Consider the following 15132-nt stretch of genomic DNA (forward strand, 5'->3'; position numbering starts at 1 on the left):
TTAAGGCATTATCCCTCGAAAAACATAAAAATTATAAATCTCCTTCACCCTGATCTACCGCATTTTTTTTCCTTTTAAATGGCTTACTTAAATGGTAAAATAAATTATTAAAAATTCCTTTGACTTGAAACGCATTTACTACTTTATCTGTTCCACTGCGTGGCATGATTTCATTTGCATATGCAGCTTCAATTTTGATATCATCTGAAAAAGCAAACCCGCAGCCTATCATTGCCCGGTTACGATCAAATGCTTCTGGGCCGCTAACCTGGCTTTTTGTTTTAAAAAATACTTCGTCTGAAACAAAAACATACATTTTTTTTACTTTTACGCCTAAGCTTGAAAGCGGGCACACAGCCTTAATCTGAAATCGCAGGCGCTCGACGGCTTCCATATAATTTTCATCAGTTTCAATATGCCGGTCTTCCAGTCTTGCCCGCAGGTTAATTTTAACTGCCGGGGATTGATGTAGGTTATATGTAGCCTGCAGTGCCGTTCTGAATTCCCGTCCGTGTTTTTGATTTAATTCAGGAACGTTTTTGTTTGAATAATTGGCAAGGAAAACGGAAAATTTCCATTTTTCAAATGCATAATAGTGAACCCATGCCCTAAGATAAATCTGCGTTACATTGTGAAGTGCATTATTATCAGTCGGGGTGCTGCTAGAAGTGAGGCCGGCGTCGGCCTGCAATACCCATTTCTCGCTCAGATCTCTTGTAAAATCGTATTGATTCCAAAACTGATACAAATCATCTGTCTGAGCAAGCGAATTTGCAGCCATAAAATAAAGGCAGGTGAGATAAATATATTTTCGCATAGTATTATAATACATACCACTATAAAGAAGATGTTTTTAAAGGTTATGCACTTGATGCTGTACAGAAATGGATATTATTTTAAAGCTGTATATCTATTAACGTACAGATTCGAGAATACAAAATTTTTAAAAAAAAAGTAAAAAAATATAAAATGGAGCACCTTAAGGGCTTATTTTACTTATATATAATTTATTTTTTTTTCACAATAATGAGATAGAATCTACTTAATGCCATAAAAAAAGAATGATACTGATTACTATCTTTGAAATAATGAAGGATCAATATCAATACATAAAAGATGAAGAAGAATTAAAACTAAACCAAAGATTGGATAAAAATAATCGTCGGCAAAATCGAATTATTTTCATTTTGTTCATCGCTCTGATTATCATTCTTGCTGCTATGCTGTGCGTTACTTTGCTCACATCCGGAATTATCTTTTTAGATCCAAAAATTTAATCCTACTGACATTTTTCAAGGCATAAAATATAAATATCAGTTTTTTTTTATATCTGCGAATTCACCTATTATGACCGATTTAATTTTAAATAATCTGATGGGGTCATTTCAATATGCCTTATAAATGCTCTATAAGCTGTCGTGCGGGACTTAAATCCACACGCCGCAGTCATTTTTTTAACTGTTAAATCTTTCCATTCCATATCATTGATTTTTTCTTTAAAATATTGAATTCTCATCAAGTTTACATAATCATTAAAATGAGAATTAGTTTGCGAATTCACTACATGTGAAATAATGTAAAGTTGAATCCCTGTCTCCTCAGCCAGTTTGGGTAGAGAAAAATCATTTTTCAGAAAAAGTTTTCTAGAAATTAAAATACTTTGTAATTTTTCAAAATATTTTTTTTTCTCCTTCGATGATAATGTTTTAAATACCATAACTGTTGATTAAATAAATAAAATTAGTACAGGCCTATTTCAATCACTTAGGAAAAAGAAAAATAACCAAAGCCCTCCAACCTCAATCGGCTCTCATTCTCTCAGTAGCAATAAGTTGAACGCGCCGGTCCGATAGCTAATGAAACTTTTTGCTTACCGACGCTTGTCACCCCACTGATATTGGGGATCAGCCTTACAGAAGTGGTCCGGGCTTCCCAGTTCTGTGTCCATTCACCAACAAGTCCTATACCGGCTCCACTTTTCCAGTTGTGCGTTATAAAAGGCTGTACAAACATTTGGCTTACATCAGCACGCTCATCACTTCCCGCCACACTCCACAATTGATTCACCAGTGCGCCAAAGGTCCGATCCGTTGGTTTGCTTTAAAGCCACAGCAGTGGGGCCTGCACCGAATTTTTCACTGGTAAGGAAATCATCTGTTCCCGTGGGTATAAGAAAAGCGGCAGGCTCCCCATGTGAATCCGTTTTTTGTGTTTTTTGTACTGAAAAAACCACTAACTACCGCATCGCTTAATCCGCTCTGTTTTTCGGAGACTCCTGTAATATTATTTTGGGTAACTATAGGTAGTACAACCCTTCCGATCATATTTAAGTTTTCGTTTATGCTTATAGGTATCACTGGCTGAAAGTTAAGCGTATTGCGACTTCCTTTTAAATCCCCAATACCATAATCGCTGTTGTTCTGAAAAGGCACGCTAATCAAGCTGGCAATCGGATTGGCAAGCTTCTTTGCCAGTTCAGCAGCATCATCCTGCGCATGAAGACTGATAATGGAGAAAAATAAAATGCAGACTAAAAATTTTGTGTTTGGTATCTTACTCATAATTTTAGTATTAATTGCAACTTTAAGGTGTTTGGCTGCAGATCATAATCTGCAGCCATAAACCACACCTCAGCATTACAAAAGCAAGAGCTCATTGCCAAATGATATCAAAGATGCTTTGTTTAAAATATTGTAAAAATATTTTTAAATTATCCAATGGCCCTTATACAGGCTCATAAGTAATCATACCTTACTTGAATGCCCTTTTAATTTAAACAAACTTTTTAAATTTTAAGCAGGTATTCATCATTGGCAGCGCCAAACTGCATCTGTTTACTTATAATGTTAGGGTTCAACAATATTAAACCAGAAATTAAAACTATCTATTTTTCCAAGGAATGTTGTAAAAGCATTTTGGTCCCCGTCAATTTTTATTGCTTTTGATTTCAGTAAATCAGCAAAAGAAGCTTCTTTCAAACTAACTTTATTCAGGTCACTTCTATTAATTGTGATCGTCGCTGTAACATTGTCTTTTACACTTCCTCCAATTCGTGGATTTACAACTCCGTTTGCTACTATTAGCGCTACTTTTTCTTTTACATCCGGAAGAACAATATTAAAATTGTATTTCATAGCGGCGGCATCAGCTTCTGTTCCTTTAAATTTCATGGCAAGGAAATTAAAGAATAAATCAGTACTCATACCTCTAACCATGTCAGGCCTGCGGTGTCTGGTGATGGCAACACCTTAACCCCATTTCTTAACTCTGTTGCTCCTGATAAATAAAAGTTTCTCCAAGGCCCAGATTCAGCAACATAACCAAGCTGTTCGTAAGCGTCTGCCAACAGATTTCTTCCATCCTGATTTTTTGGGTCTGCAAAAACTAAGTGACTTACAACTTCAGCCACCCAGCGGTATTCACCTTTATCATATGATTTTTTGGCATTAGAGAGCAGATTATCAGCCCCGCCCATAAATTCGACATATTTTTTCCCGGCATCTACCGGTGTTAGTTTATTTAAGTTTGAAGGATTTCCATCAAACCAGCCAAAATATAATTGATATTGTGCACGTACATCATGGCTTAAAGTTCCATAATACCCACGGCTATAAAATTCCTTGTCTAATGATTCGGGAAGCTTGAGCATCTCGGCAATCTCAATTGGAGTATAGCCTTCATTGGCCAATCTTAGCGTTTGGTCATGGATAAAACGGTATAAATCGCGTTGTTTTTCCCAGTAAGGCTTAATGTTTTTATTATCCCAGGTTGGCCAGTGATGAGAAGCAAAAGAAAACTGTACATCGTCTCCCCATTTGGCAAGTGCCAAATCAATATAGGCACTCCATTTTTGACCGTTACGCACCTGCGCCCCTCTCAAAGTATAAAGATTGTGAAGGGTATGTGTTATATCCTCAGACTGGCAAAATGCTTTGAGTTCAGGAAAATAGAACATCATCTCTGCAGGCGCCTCAGATTCGGGAGTATAAATGAACTCCACTTTCAGTCCATCTACAATTTTTTCCTCACCAGAAAGTTTATTAATTTTAAATGTACCATCTATAATACCAGACAAACCTGTTGAAGTTGTTTGTCCCAAACCTGTCCCTAAAGTTCCTTTTGCATCTTTTGGAAGTAAATTTCCATACATATAAGAAGCTCTTCTCCCCATTGTATTTCCTCCCATTACGTTTTCACTTATAGCATGATCGAAAAAACCTTCTGGAACATAAATTGGAACTTTGCCGCTTTTCACATCTTTTTCATCCACCACTCCTCTTATTCCTCCAAAGTGATCAATGTGGCTGTGTGTAATAATAATTGCAGCAACAGGCTTTTTACCAATCTTTTCGTTTGCTAATGCTAATCCAGCCTTGGCTGTTTCGGGAGACATAAGAGGATCAATTATAATCCAGCCTGTTTTACCTACGATTAAAGTCATGTTAGCAAGATCTAAACCTCTGATTTGATAAATTGAACCTTTTTTTACCTCAAACAAACCATTGATACTGTTGAGTTCACTCTGACGCCATAAACTAGGATTTGTAGTTGCAGGTGCAGTACCTTTAATAAAATCATACTGCTTCATATCGTAGACAACATTTCCTTTTTCATCCTTTATAATTCCTTCGGGAATTGTAGCGATAAAACCTCTTTTTGCGTTCTCATAATCTGTTTTGTCAGCAAAAGGCAAATACGATAGTAAATCATTATTTGTTTTCTGAGTAAAACTAGTTGCTTCTTTTTGATTTTTGTCTGTTTGAATTTTCTGGGAATACGTTTTTGTCACTGCAAATAAGCTAATAAGTGATAAAAACCTGACTGTTGTTTTTGATACTCTTTTCATCTTTTTATAGTTTTTTAGTTAATTCCATCACAAAATTGTAAACCTACTTGTTTATAATTTTATCTAAAATTAACTGTAAAAAGAAAAGAGAGAAAATTCGCAAAACTAAAATGTGTTTCAAATTATAATTTGCAACCTAATATCTGATTTGCAACATCTTTCTTCTAACATCGCCCGCAGACTTAAATTGTACTTTAAAAATATTTGTCCTGATCTTAAAACGTTATTTACTCTCTACTGCAATTTATATAGGCTTTTTGCATAAGAACCTTAACTTCTCTATCATTATTTTGATACATATATTGCCATGCCTTATTTATCCTATCATTTCGAACTTGCTGCATTTCAATTTCTTTGATATTGTTGCTGTAATGTATGCCCCAGCTGTAAAGATTAGTTATGGCTACCATTATAACAAGCCATAAAAACCACCTTCCAAAAACAATTTTGTAAAACAGTTTTGCATCCTGTTCCGGAAATAACAAAATCTGAAATTTCCTAACGATACTTTTTGGCTGCCTGCCAATCATAAATTTAATATCCAGGAAGCTTTTTTGCAGGATAGCCTCTATTGGTTTAATATCCAATGGTTCCAAAACATTTTTGCCGGATTTATGCTCCTTTATAGATACGATTTTATTCCCTATGTTATTTATGGCAATAATAAGCTCCTCAATATGCTGATTATTTATCTTCTGTTCCTGTGTAAATTCCTCCAGTACTAATTGTAATGTCTCTCGTTCTATATGCTCTTGGTTTGCATCTGTTTCCATACTACTATTTTTTAAAATATTATTTCCTTAATGATGGTCTCTTTTTTTTCTTTTGGAGTTTTCTCGTTCTTTCAGGATCAATATAATCCGGTTCATATTCAGAATTCATTAGCTGACCTGTAAACCCTAAAATCTCTTTAACAACTTCTTCTCCTATCCGACCTGAGTTGCAGCTTTGCTTTTCTTCGTTGTGCTTTCCAGTATTGAAAGAATTAGATATTGACCGACTATCTCTGTCATGATTTTTTTCTTCACCAACATTTTTCCCGGCATACTGTTGTTTCTGATGTAATATCTTTTCAATTTTCATCAATGAAAAACCAACTTCGCTTCCTTTTATTTTTACTTTTTTATCATCTATAAAAGAAATTCCCCTGCCCTTAAGAACTTTATAACCCAACTCTCGCATATGTCTTTCAAATGCTAAATAGGAACTGGCATACTTAAATGTCTGTTGAATATCTTCTTTAAGTTTTTCTTTTCTACTGTCATGGCGAGGCAATAACCTGTCTTTAGGAGAGAGGAATGCTCTTGGACTTAATACTTCTTGAAGATCATATTTCTTTTCAAGACGACGACAAAGTTCAGCCATGCATTTATAGTTATTGCTGTCATTGGCAACCTTACCATCAAAGCCAACTCGATTGGCTGCAATATGAATATGCTGTTCTTTGGTATCCTTATGTAGTACACAAATGTATTGGTGGTCTGCAATACCAAACTCCTTGGCGCATTCTCTGCCAACTTCTCTCAATTGTTCTTTGGTCAATATTTCTTCTGGAGCTAAACGTAGGGTAAGATGCAACATTGGTTTTTCAACACGCCTGCTTAATTTCCTTACATCTTTAAACTGCTGAGTAAGCTCATACTTGTTACCGAAGCAATTATTATATTCTAATACTTCTGCTCGGTCTTTATACTGCAAACGGTCTTGCATTGCAAGTGCAAGTTTTTTCTCTTCAGACAATTCTCTTTTATCTTCCAGACAGTAGCTAATGCAATGGTAAAAAGAGCTGCCTATACTTACATGACCTATCATGACATACAGTTTTTAATTTGGACGGCAAGATCTTTAACCTGACCTGACTGTACTTTTAATTCTGCTCGTTCAAGTGGACTCAATTCGTCATTGCTATTTCTCTTTTTGGCTATCTGATTAAGGTTGGCTGCCATGTGATTAAGCACTCCGGTAAAGCTTAGAATTTCTTTCGGAAGGGCTTTATTCCTATAATCAATCTTTGCTTTGAGTCCAATTTCACGAAGATATTCGGAAACAGTAAGATTTACTTTTTTAGCTTTGGATTCAATTATTTTACGCTCATAGAGTGTACATTTAATTGCCATTAGTTGGTCTCTCTTTATCGCTTTTTTGGGTCTGCCTCCTCTATTTTTTTTAGTTTCATTCTGTTGTTCCATAATCTTTCATCATTTATTTTTTGAATGCGGCAGCATGAAAAAAATTCTCTCAACGAATGCCATAGCATGAGAGGAGCCAGCGTTTTGGTTTTACCAAAACATAGCTGGCTACCACTCGGATGTTATATAGATCGCCTAAAACTATGACCTCTTTTAACGTGCTGTTCCTGATTTAACCATTCGCTTAAATCTTTCTTTTGTTCGTATAGAAAACTTTGGTCGGTATATTTTATAGAATCTCTTTTCAGGGCTTCGTTAGTAAATCTTATACCTCCTGTATCTCTGTCTAAATAGAGATCTACTCGCTCGTGTTTATCCATCAACTGTAGTGACTTGTTAAAAAAAGACAATGAATTTAATATCAGGAAATTTGTTTGTAGGTTATCCGATTTTTGATTCATCATTTTATAAGAGAGGTAGTCAAAAAAGCCCTCCAAAACAACAACTGATTTTGCTTGGTTATCTATGAAAGTGATATCTTTTGGTGAGCTGCTACCTTTAAAATTTTCATTTCGGAGTTCGTACCCTCCTGAAATATTCTGAAATCCAATTGCAGTGTGTTTTCTGCCTTTCAATGAAAAATCAATTTCTTTGCAGTGTTCTTTTGCCATTTCCTCCGGAATGCTCCTGTTTTCTAAATAATGGAGAAGGGATTTATTTTCCAATGTTCGTATATCAACAATGACAATTTTATCAGCAAGATTATCTTTCTTTTCATTTGCAATTCTTGAATTTGAAGACTGTCGATTGTTATTCTTAGATGACAAACTTAAACCGGAGGAAAAACTGTTACCATTTAAAAGCTGTAAAAATTCAGAAACAGTGCATCTAAAATATTCAATCCCAAAATCGACTACATTTCCTCCTTTGCCCGTTCCATGGTCATACCATAAATTCAACTTTTGATTCACTTTGAAAGAGGGTGTGTTTTCACATCTCAGTGGCGATAGATACCAATAATCCTGATTTTTTATTTTTAATGGCTCATGCCCTAATGTTTTAAGATAATTGACTAAATCAATTTGATTTGCAATTTTACAATTGAACTTTTCCATAATTGTTTTTTTTACTCTTCTATTTTATTTAGCACAAGTCTGTTCTTTTGCTAATGAAAAAAAGAACTATAATTTTTTATTTTTTTTGATATTTTGATGCAAATTACACGTAATCAATTGATTATATTAAGATTACACTGCATCAATAGCTGCATCAGTGCATCACTTTATTTTTGTCCTGCATCAGTTTTGCATCAAAAAAGATTGTTTTTTAGTTTGATGCAAGCTTTGATGCAGATCCCTTTAGTTCAATTACAAGACTTTATACTAATTTTGCATCAAAGCATCAAAAATTTTATAAAACAAAATCTTTTTAATGGTATAAAAACGTCCTCTTCGATCTACTTTTACATATTCACCATGAGACAATAATTCAATTCCACAATAAGACTTCGTATTGTCTTCGGGTGTAAAACCCCATCGCTTCAGAATATTTCTTATTTCACTAGCAGAAATATTTATTCTGTTATTTTGCTTTCTCAGTAAAATGAAAATATCATTAGGAGCTAATTTCAACTCATTCTCTTCCATTTTTTCAAAACACTCATGTATCAATTCAAGCATTAGAATTTCTTCTTTATTTCGATTTACAAGCTTTAACAAGGAAGCAGTCATAATCTGTTCGGGTTTAAACCACATTCTCGTTTTTTGTTGTGAAAAATAATTTCTCATTTGCAGGTACTTTAAGAAGTACGGAATTTCTTTGTTCAGTTTTTTAAGAAAGAATACATCTTCTGTATTTATAGTGCGAATTTTACGAATCCAAAAACGGATTTCCTCCTCGTCTATTTGAATAAAATTATCTTCATTATTAGAACAAAGAATAAATTTTGCAAAGAATTCAATTTCTTGTCGATCCTTTCCTTTTGCTTCTACTTTATCTTTATCAGTCGTAGAAAGGTACTTTAAACGTTCTGTAATTTCTTTTTTATCAAAAAACACTTCATCAATGGCTACAAGTAACATACTCGCCCAATCAGAATTAAACTGCGACCCAAATGAATCGCCTTTTATGTAAGTCATATTCATTCCAAAAATTGCTTTCAACCACTTTATAAAAGAGCTTTTTCCTGTCGATCGCTCTTTGCTTACCAAACAAAGAATTGGCAATGTTTGCGTAGGTTTTTCATATAAAAGTTTTATATAGTCTAAGCCTAATTGCTTTTGGTCTCCAAAAATATGTTGAATAAATTGCAATGAATTTGGAATCAATTTTTCGAGTTCATGAATTGAAAAATCCTTCGCTATTGGTTGGTTAGGCAGTTCATGATAGGTATTATAGAAATCATCTACAATTTGCTGGTAACCAAAATGATTCGGAATACAGCAAAAACCATCTAATTTGGATATATCGTTTAAAAACGATTTTCCATGATCTGAAATGATTGTTTCACGATTCCACCGAACCATCACTTTTACTTTATCGCCAGATATTAAAGGTTTATCAATAATTTTGAAATAGGAAGTTCCTACTCTGATATAAGGAATATCTAAGTCCATAAGATTCAAATTATAATCCTTACGATCTTGTCATAAGAATTTGATTAAAAATATAAGGGATTTTTATGCGTTAAAGAGATTCACGCATTATTTTTTCCACAAAGCGGCATTTGTGTTCTCAAGATCTTCGGTAGTATTAATAATCTCTCCGTTTAAATAATCAAGCAGATCAGCCTTTCTAAAATAGATTTTCTTCTGGCCTTTTTTCTTAGAATATCTGATCTTTCGCTGGTGGGTAAGCTGGTAAATATATTTGACCTCTATAGACAAAAACTCTGCAGCTTCTTCAGAGGAATAAACATCTTTGCTATTTAAAGATAGTTTCATTAATGCCTTTTTTATAAACGCATCTTGTTTCTTCGCTAGTTCCATTACGATCAATTCCAATCGATCAATTTTGGAAGTAAAATTATTTGTATCCATGTTTCTAATTTTAAATTATGAAACAAGTTTACGGAGGTTTGGTTATGTAAAAAATCGTGTAAAAACAATTTACACATTTAAAATAATTGAGAATAAGAAATTATCAGAAGGAATAAATCACTTTACTTTATTTTATCTTTTAAAAACATATTTGAGTAATCGAATTTTACATAGCGATCAAGACAGTTTTTCAAATAATCGGGTAAAATCATTGATGTGTAGAGATTTATCTCCATCATTTATTGTAATATATTTATTCAAAAAATCAATTATTTTGGTGTTTGTTTTATCTTTAATCTGAGAATTCCAATTTTTTTGAATATTGAAAAGGGACGTCAAGATCTCAATTATGTTCTGTTTTGAATGTCTTTTATTGTCTATCTTTATAGAAATCGATCTGTCTTTTATTTCCATACCATTGCTTAACTTATAAAGATTTTCGATTGAGGAATTATCTCGAAAGACTTTACGGTATTTCTCTATGACCAGATCGAATTCTCTTCGATTAATCTGTTTAATAATATCTCCATTTGTCAAATTTACGGCATCCTTAAAATTCACGCCATTTGTATTTATTGATCCCATTACTTTACTTTCTTCAAAAACGACTTCTCTTTGCTTAAATATTTCCTTAGGGTTTTCAATACAATCTCGTACTATTTTAAATATACTTCTTGGAGTTTTCACCTCAAACATATAAAACAAGACAAATTGGGTAAGAACAAGTAAGAAAATATAAAGTATGATTTTGTAAGTATTTGAAAAACTCAAAACTTCTTTACCTAGAAAGGTTCCAATAAAAAATGATAAAAAACAAAGCAGTAATAAAATTAATAATCTGTTTTTGCTTATTCCTTTATAATAATTAAATTTCTCCTCAAAATATAGATTTACAAATAAAGGTTTAATTATGAAAAACAATCTAAAAAGAAGATACAGAGGTACAACAATTTTTGCAAAAATTAGAATACATGACAAAATGTAGATATAAATAGTCATATTACAATCAATTAATTCCTATAAAAGTAAACAAAACTAATTGATTATAAAACATTTGATGTTCGTCAAATGTTCGTCAGAAAAAATAAAAAAGCCTTTGCATTTCTGCAAAGGCTTGATTTTACTAGTGGTCCCACCTGGGCTCGAACCAGGGACCACCTGATTATGAGTCAGGTGCTCTAACCAGCTGAGCTATAGGACAGGTTTAGAGGATGCAATATTACTACTATTTTTCATTCACTCCAAATATTTTAAGACATCATTTTCAATTTAATTTTAAATCTTTGTTCGAAACTCAAAAACGAAATTGATTTTCAACATCTTATTCAAAAATTAAAATGACATTTTTTTATTTAATTTCTTGGCAAAGCTCAACCAAAACGCCATTTGTGTTCTTCGGATGAAGAAAAACAACCAATTTATTGTCTGCCCCTTTCTTCGGAACTTCATTGATTAAGACAAAACCTTCATTTTTCAAACGTGCAATTTCGGCTTCGATATCATCAACATCAAAAGCGATATGATGAATTCCTTCTCCTTTTTTCTCTAAGAATTTAGCAATAGGACTTTCGGGATTTGTTGCTACCAAAAGTTCGATTTTATTATTTCCCGTCTGAAAAAAGGACGTTAACACTCCTTCGCTTTCTACTGCTTCCATTTTATAAGACGGAACACCCAGCATTTTTTCAAACAAAACATTAGCATCGTCCATATTTTTTACCGCAATCCCAATATGTTCTATTTTATTTACCATCTTTTCGGAATTATTGATTTACATATCTTCTAAAATAACCACATTCTGCAATTACATCCTGATAATATTTCGTATCCGAATAGTCTTTTCTTAAAGCTTTGAACGAGTTCCAAGCGATAAAATTAACTTTATCATCTTGAATTTCCCAATAGCTGTTTATCTTATTGTATTTTTTATTGTAATAATCATTTCGTTCGCATTTCGAAATCAGATACAAACATTTTGCTTTTTGTTCCTTATTCGAAGCTGCTTCAAAAGCTTTCTGATAATACATTTTAGAAACCGAATTATTCGTAATCATTTCTTTCATCGAATCTCTAAACGAATACGGACTTGATCCGTAACCCACAATACTCATTTCGTAAAAAGTTCTTCCGTTTCCAAAATGAGAAATATTATAAAATGCATTTCCTAACAAAAGGCTGTTGGTGTAAACATCTTCTTTCTGAGCCAATTTATCCTGCATTTCTTTTATAGTGGTCAAGAAATCCATAAAAGTATATTTTCTTTTCTGATACGCCGCGTGCTCACAATCGTGGCAATCTTTTATATTTCCGTTAAACGGATTTCCTAAGAATTTATAATATTGAACAGAATCTGTTTGTTGCATAAAAGCAATTGCTTCTGGAATTTTGTTTTTGAAAGTGGACTGAATCGCTTGAAAATTATTAATATCCTTCAGTTTTAAACTATAAATTCCAGCACCAATTTTCTCGATTTCAGATTTATTCGATTTTTCCAAAAAGCTTTTTATTCCCAGCAAATTCTTTTCATTGTCATAATATGCATTTCCATCATTCCAATAACTATAGCGTGATTCTCCGTAAATCTCGGCCATAACCAAATTGCCTTGTTCTTTATACAAACGCGATAAATAGCTTCTGCTCCATGAAGAAGCATTTTGATAACGAAACGTATCTCCTTTATAATTTTTAGGAAGTTCTGTGTATAACCAATTTAAATCGGCTAGAATGGTTTTCTCATTTTTATCTGTCAACTTATCAATCTTACTTAAATTATTTACAAAACGCAATAAACGAAGCTGCATTCCCGCCAATTCTGTTTTCGGAAGTGTTTTTTCAGCTTTGCTGTAATTTTTGTCTGCATTGGCATAATCGCCTTTTAGCGTTTGAAGATATCCAAGTGAAATATCCCATAAATAAGGCTTATCGGTATTTCCTGCAGCAGAAATTTTTGCAATTAAATCGACAGCGCTATTATCCACTTTCGTCTTATTTTCTGTTTTATTTTCAGCAACAGTTTGTGGTTTTGGTTTCTGATTTTCTCCTTGCCCGTCCGTCTGAAACGAATTGTTTATTTTTTGCTCTAGCGAATTAACCAATCTTGTTCCGAGATAATTTAAATGTTCGCTTTTAGGATCTAATTCGTAGATTTTTTCAATCGCCTGTTTTTCGTCTTTATAATATCCGTGAATTGCCCAAAGCGCCGCTTTTTCTTTATTATCTTTTGCCAACGCTAAAGCCTTTGTCCAATCTGATTCGTTTTTTGGTTTGAAGCTATACGCTGTAACCACTCTTAATTCTGGACATTTATCAAAAACCTGAGCGTATAAATAGTTAGAAGTCGCATATTTTTTTTGTTTATAATTAATTCCTGCAACATACGCTAAAGCGCGATAATACAAAGTATTTCTGGCAACAGAACTTTCTGTTTTATTAAAAAAATCAATTGCTTTTTGTTTGTCGTTACTATAAAAACGTGCTTTCATGGTCAAGAACCAATATCTGTTTTTCAAAAACGGATCTGATAAAGTATTGTATACATTTTCTATCGACTGAATCATTTTGGCATCGTTGAACGTTTTTGCCACAACGGGATCGTAGCTCCAATAATCATCTCCAATAGATACTGTTTCTATTTTTTGAGCCAAATACAGAAACTCAACAAAGTTTTTTACTTTCTCGTCTTTCAGATTCAGCTTTTTGCCCCATTTTTGCGTGCTTTTATTTTCTTTTTTCGTTTTATAATAAACATGCAAACCTTCAATTTCTTCTTTATTTTTGATGGTATTTTTGTCATCAGAATAATATCTAGGCTTTTCATCACCAATCAAAAAATAATTGACAGTTGTGGTATCGACTTTTCCTTTTAGATAATCTGCCCAATCTGATTTTATATTTTTATTAAAACGAGAATTATGCTGGGTATCAAAACCAATTCCGTAAAAAATACCACCAGATAAAAACAAAGGAGAATACGAATTATCAGCAAAAGTTTCTGGAGTAAAATTTGAATTATAAGATCCTAAATAATCCCAGTCTCCATCTGCGCAGGCATATATAATTCCGAATGCAGAAAGCAAAACGGCACTAGAAGCAAGAAATAATCTGCTTAAAAGTATTTTTTTCATAATTGTTTAAATTGAATTCGTCTAAATCGTAAAATATAATTTCGTTGGGCTTTTCTACAAGATTATCCTGCAAATCTTCTGCCATTTCTTTTAAATCTTTTGGTTTTATTTCTTCTATTTTCAAGAAATCATTTTCTTCATAAAAAACACCATTTTTATAATTGGAATTTTTTACCCTGAAAAAAATCGAGCTTGTTTTTTCAAAATTGGAATCTTTCTCTAGTTCTCTACTACTCATTTTAGAACGAAGTCCGATCACTTTATTATTTCTAATATGAACTCCCCACGAATAAATTGGAAAAGCAAAATCGAGATGTAGCGGATATCTTTTTAAACTTTTAAGATATCGTTCTGCCACTTTCTTATCGTAAATAGAATTTAGAGAATCTGGCGCAATCGATCCCATATTATAATACATCAAAACTCCAGAATCAACATTCGGAATTTTTGTTTTTTTGAAATATTTCACCTGATGCAATCGAATCGTGGCTGAAAGTTTCTTATTCGAAAGCTTTTTAAAAACTTCTATAAATTTGAGATAATTCTCTTTACTTTTTAAGGTTCCAATCGCAATCAATTTGAATTTCTTGACATGCAATTTTATTTTTAGAATTGATTTGTTCGATAAAATCAAAGGTTTTTTGCGCCAAATTCTTCACATCAAGATTAGGTTGGAGCATTACTTTGTTCTGAATAAAAACAACTGGAACAATAGCATATTCCTTTGGATTTTCTTCAAATCGAATTGGGCTAATCGGAATTGGAAAATTAGATTCTGGATGAATTCCAATGTCAAAATACCGTACATAAAGTTTCTGTACATTGTTTTCTTTCAATGCTTCTTTTTCCGTTTCAGAAAACTTGAAGATTGTTTTCCAGTAATAAAAGGAGATTACGGGCTTTTCACTTTTAGTGCATGACAGCATTAAAAAGAGAAACAAAACTGGGAAAAATCGTTTGAACAAAACTTAGGAAAATTACATTTTAATTCAAAA

General features: G+C 32.9%; 17 protein-coding genes and 1 tRNA gene. 1 reads left to right on the forward strand and 17 read right to left on the reverse strand.

Annotated elements, in window-relative coordinates; genetic code table 11:
- Nucleotides 1-31 precede the first annotated feature (31 nt).
- Entirely contained in the window at nucleotides 32-817 is a 786-nt protein-coding gene (locus ACPWTF_RS10820) for a DUF2490 domain-containing protein (protein ID WP_427875429.1), read from the reverse strand.
- Between the two features lie 244 nt (nucleotides 818-1061).
- Here ACPWTF_RS10820 and ACPWTF_RS10825 point away from each other — a divergent pair, with 244 nt between their 5' ends.
- On the forward strand, nucleotides 1062-1277 hold the full coding sequence (locus tag ACPWTF_RS10825; RefSeq protein WP_427875430.1) for a hypothetical protein: 216 nt from the start codon (nucleotides 1062-1064) through the stop codon (nucleotides 1275-1277).
- Nucleotides 1278-1345: 68 nt separating this feature from the next.
- Here ACPWTF_RS10825 and ACPWTF_RS10830 read toward each other — a convergent pair whose 3' ends face one another.
- The 16 genes from ACPWTF_RS10830 to ACPWTF_RS10905 all read right to left on the reverse strand — a co-directional run bounded on the left by ACPWTF_RS10830 (nucleotide 1346) and on the right by ACPWTF_RS10905 (nucleotide 14973).
- The gene (locus ACPWTF_RS10830) at nucleotides 1346-1717 is read right to left on the reverse strand and encodes a helix-turn-helix domain-containing protein (protein WP_427875431.1); all 372 of its coding nucleotides are present in this window, start codon (nucleotides 1715-1717) and stop codon (nucleotides 1346-1348) included.
- Nucleotides 1718-2150: 433 nt separating this feature from the next.
- Nucleotides 2151-2561 (reverse strand): hypothetical protein, encoded by a 411-nt coding sequence (locus ACPWTF_RS10835; protein ID WP_427875432.1) that lies wholly within the window; start codon nucleotides 2559-2561, stop codon nucleotides 2151-2153.
- Nucleotides 2562-2846: 285 nt separating this feature from the next.
- The gene (locus ACPWTF_RS10840; protein ID WP_427875433.1) at nucleotides 2847-3203 is read right to left on the reverse strand and encodes an alkyl sulfatase C-terminal domain-containing protein; all 357 of its coding nucleotides are present in this window, start codon (nucleotides 3201-3203) and stop codon (nucleotides 2847-2849) included.
- On the reverse strand, nucleotides 3200-4846 hold the full coding sequence (locus ACPWTF_RS10845) for an alkyl/aryl-sulfatase (protein WP_427875434.1): 1647 nt from the start codon (nucleotides 4844-4846) through the stop codon (nucleotides 3200-3202). The genes ACPWTF_RS10840 and ACPWTF_RS10845 overlap by 4 nt, the downstream gene beginning before the upstream one ends.
- A 227-nt stretch (nucleotides 4847-5073) precedes the next feature.
- Nucleotides 5074-5619 (reverse strand): hypothetical protein, encoded by a 546-nt coding sequence (locus tag ACPWTF_RS10850; RefSeq protein ID WP_427875435.1) that lies wholly within the window; start codon nucleotides 5617-5619, stop codon nucleotides 5074-5076.
- A gap of 19 nt (nucleotides 5620-5638) precedes the next feature.
- The gene (locus ACPWTF_RS10855; protein ID WP_427875436.1) at nucleotides 5639-6658 is read right to left on the reverse strand and encodes a relaxase/mobilization nuclease domain-containing protein; all 1020 of its coding nucleotides are present in this window, start codon (nucleotides 6656-6658) and stop codon (nucleotides 5639-5641) included.
- Nucleotides 6655-7035, reverse strand: coding sequence for a plasmid mobilization protein (locus ACPWTF_RS10860; protein ID WP_427875437.1), 381 nt, complete (start codon nucleotides 7033-7035; stop codon nucleotides 6655-6657). The genes ACPWTF_RS10855 and ACPWTF_RS10860 overlap by 4 nt, the downstream gene beginning before the upstream one ends.
- 122 nt (nucleotides 7036-7157) lie before the next feature.
- Nucleotides 7158-8090: a toprim domain-containing protein gene (locus ACPWTF_RS10865; protein ID WP_427875438.1), complete on the reverse strand. Its 933-nt coding sequence runs from the start codon at nucleotides 8088-8090 to the stop codon at nucleotides 7158-7160.
- A gap of 267 nt (nucleotides 8091-8357) precedes the next feature.
- Complete coding sequence (locus tag ACPWTF_RS10870) at nucleotides 8358-9590, reverse strand: DUF5906 domain-containing protein (protein ID WP_427875439.1); 1233 nt, start codon at nucleotides 9588-9590, stop codon at nucleotides 8358-8360.
- 87 nt (nucleotides 9591-9677) lie between these two features.
- Nucleotides 9678-10013 (reverse strand): helix-turn-helix domain-containing protein, encoded by a 336-nt coding sequence (locus tag ACPWTF_RS10875; protein WP_427875440.1) that lies wholly within the window; start codon nucleotides 10011-10013, stop codon nucleotides 9678-9680.
- 177 nt (nucleotides 10014-10190) lie between these two features.
- Nucleotides 10191-10709, reverse strand: coding sequence for a hypothetical protein (locus ACPWTF_RS10880; RefSeq protein ID WP_427875441.1), 519 nt, complete (start codon nucleotides 10707-10709; stop codon nucleotides 10191-10193).
- Between the two features lie 431 nt (nucleotides 10710-11140).
- A tRNA-Ile gene (locus tag ACPWTF_RS10885) sits at nucleotides 11141-11214 on the reverse strand.
- Nucleotides 11215-11361: 147 nt separating this feature from the next.
- The gene (mce, locus tag ACPWTF_RS10890) at nucleotides 11362-11766 is read right to left on the reverse strand and encodes a methylmalonyl-CoA epimerase (RefSeq protein WP_095928359.1); all 405 of its coding nucleotides are present in this window, start codon (nucleotides 11764-11766) and stop codon (nucleotides 11362-11364) included.
- A 10-nt stretch (nucleotides 11767-11776) separates the two neighbouring features.
- Nucleotides 11777-14137, reverse strand: coding sequence for a hypothetical protein (locus ACPWTF_RS10895; RefSeq protein ID WP_427875442.1), 2361 nt, complete (start codon nucleotides 14135-14137; stop codon nucleotides 11777-11779).
- Nucleotides 14097-14714 (reverse strand): hypothetical protein, encoded by a 618-nt coding sequence (locus tag ACPWTF_RS10900; protein ID WP_427875443.1) that lies wholly within the window; start codon nucleotides 14712-14714, stop codon nucleotides 14097-14099. Before ACPWTF_RS10900 ends, ACPWTF_RS10895 begins: the two co-directional genes overlap by 41 nt.
- Nucleotides 14686-14973: a hypothetical protein gene (locus ACPWTF_RS10905; protein WP_427875444.1), complete on the reverse strand. Its 288-nt coding sequence runs from the start codon at nucleotides 14971-14973 to the stop codon at nucleotides 14686-14688. The genes ACPWTF_RS10900 and ACPWTF_RS10905 overlap by 29 nt, the downstream gene beginning before the upstream one ends.
- Nucleotides 14974-15132: the final 159 nt, after the last annotated feature.

Origin of the sequence: Flavobacterium sp. MMS24-S5 (genome assembly GCF_050320125.1) — a bacterium.
Classification (GTDB): Bacteria; Bacteroidota; Bacteroidia; order Flavobacteriales; family Flavobacteriaceae; genus Flavobacterium; species Flavobacterium tyrosinilyticum.

Excerpts from the sequence above, each read along its gene's own strand:
- ACPWTF_RS10820 (WP_427875429.1), bottom strand. The coding sequence starts at position 817 with ATGCGAAAATATATTTATCTCACCTGCCTTTATTTTATGGCTGCAAAT.
- ACPWTF_RS10825 (WP_427875430.1), top strand. The coding sequence starts at position 1,062 with ATGATACTGATTACTATCTTTGAAATAATGAAGGATCAATATCAATAC.
- ACPWTF_RS10830 (WP_427875431.1), bottom strand. The coding sequence starts at position 1,717 with ATGGTATTTAAAACATTATCATCGAAGGAGAAAAAAAAATATTTTGAA.
- ACPWTF_RS10835 (WP_427875432.1), bottom strand. The coding sequence starts at position 2,561 with ATGAGTAAGATACCAAACACAAAATTTTTAGTCTGCATTTTATTTTTC.
- ACPWTF_RS10840 (WP_427875433.1), bottom strand. The coding sequence starts at position 3,203 with ATGAGTACTGATTTATTCTTTAATTTCCTTGCCATGAAATTTAAAGGA.
- ACPWTF_RS10845 (WP_427875434.1), bottom strand. The coding sequence starts at position 4,846 with ATGAAAAGAGTATCAAAAACAACAGTCAGGTTTTTATCACTTATTAGC.
- ACPWTF_RS10850 (WP_427875435.1), bottom strand. The coding sequence starts at position 5,619 with ATGGAAACAGATGCAAACCAAGAGCATATAGAACGAGAGACATTACAA.
- ACPWTF_RS10855 (WP_427875436.1), bottom strand. The coding sequence starts at position 6,658 with ATGATAGGTCATGTAAGTATAGGCAGCTCTTTTTACCATTGCATTAGC.
- ACPWTF_RS10860 (WP_427875437.1), bottom strand. The coding sequence starts at position 7,035 with ATGGAACAACAGAATGAAACTAAAAAAAATAGAGGAGGCAGACCCAAA.
- ACPWTF_RS10865 (WP_427875438.1), bottom strand. The coding sequence starts at position 8,090 with ATGGAAAAGTTCAATTGTAAAATTGCAAATCAAATTGATTTAGTCAAT.
- ACPWTF_RS10870 (WP_427875439.1), bottom strand. The coding sequence starts at position 9,590 with ATGGACTTAGATATTCCTTATATCAGAGTAGGAACTTCCTATTTCAAA.
- ACPWTF_RS10875 (WP_427875440.1), bottom strand. The coding sequence starts at position 10,013 with ATGGATACAAATAATTTTACTTCCAAAATTGATCGATTGGAATTGATC.
- ACPWTF_RS10880 (WP_427875441.1), bottom strand. The coding sequence starts at position 10,709 with ATGTTTGAGGTGAAAACTCCAAGAAGTATATTTAAAATAGTACGAGAT.
- mce (WP_095928359.1), bottom strand. The coding sequence starts at position 11,766 with ATGGTAAATAAAATAGAACATATTGGGATTGCGGTAAAAAATATGGAC.
- ACPWTF_RS10895 (WP_427875442.1), bottom strand. The coding sequence starts at position 14,137 with ATGAAAAAAATACTTTTAAGCAGATTATTTCTTGCTTCTAGTGCCGTT.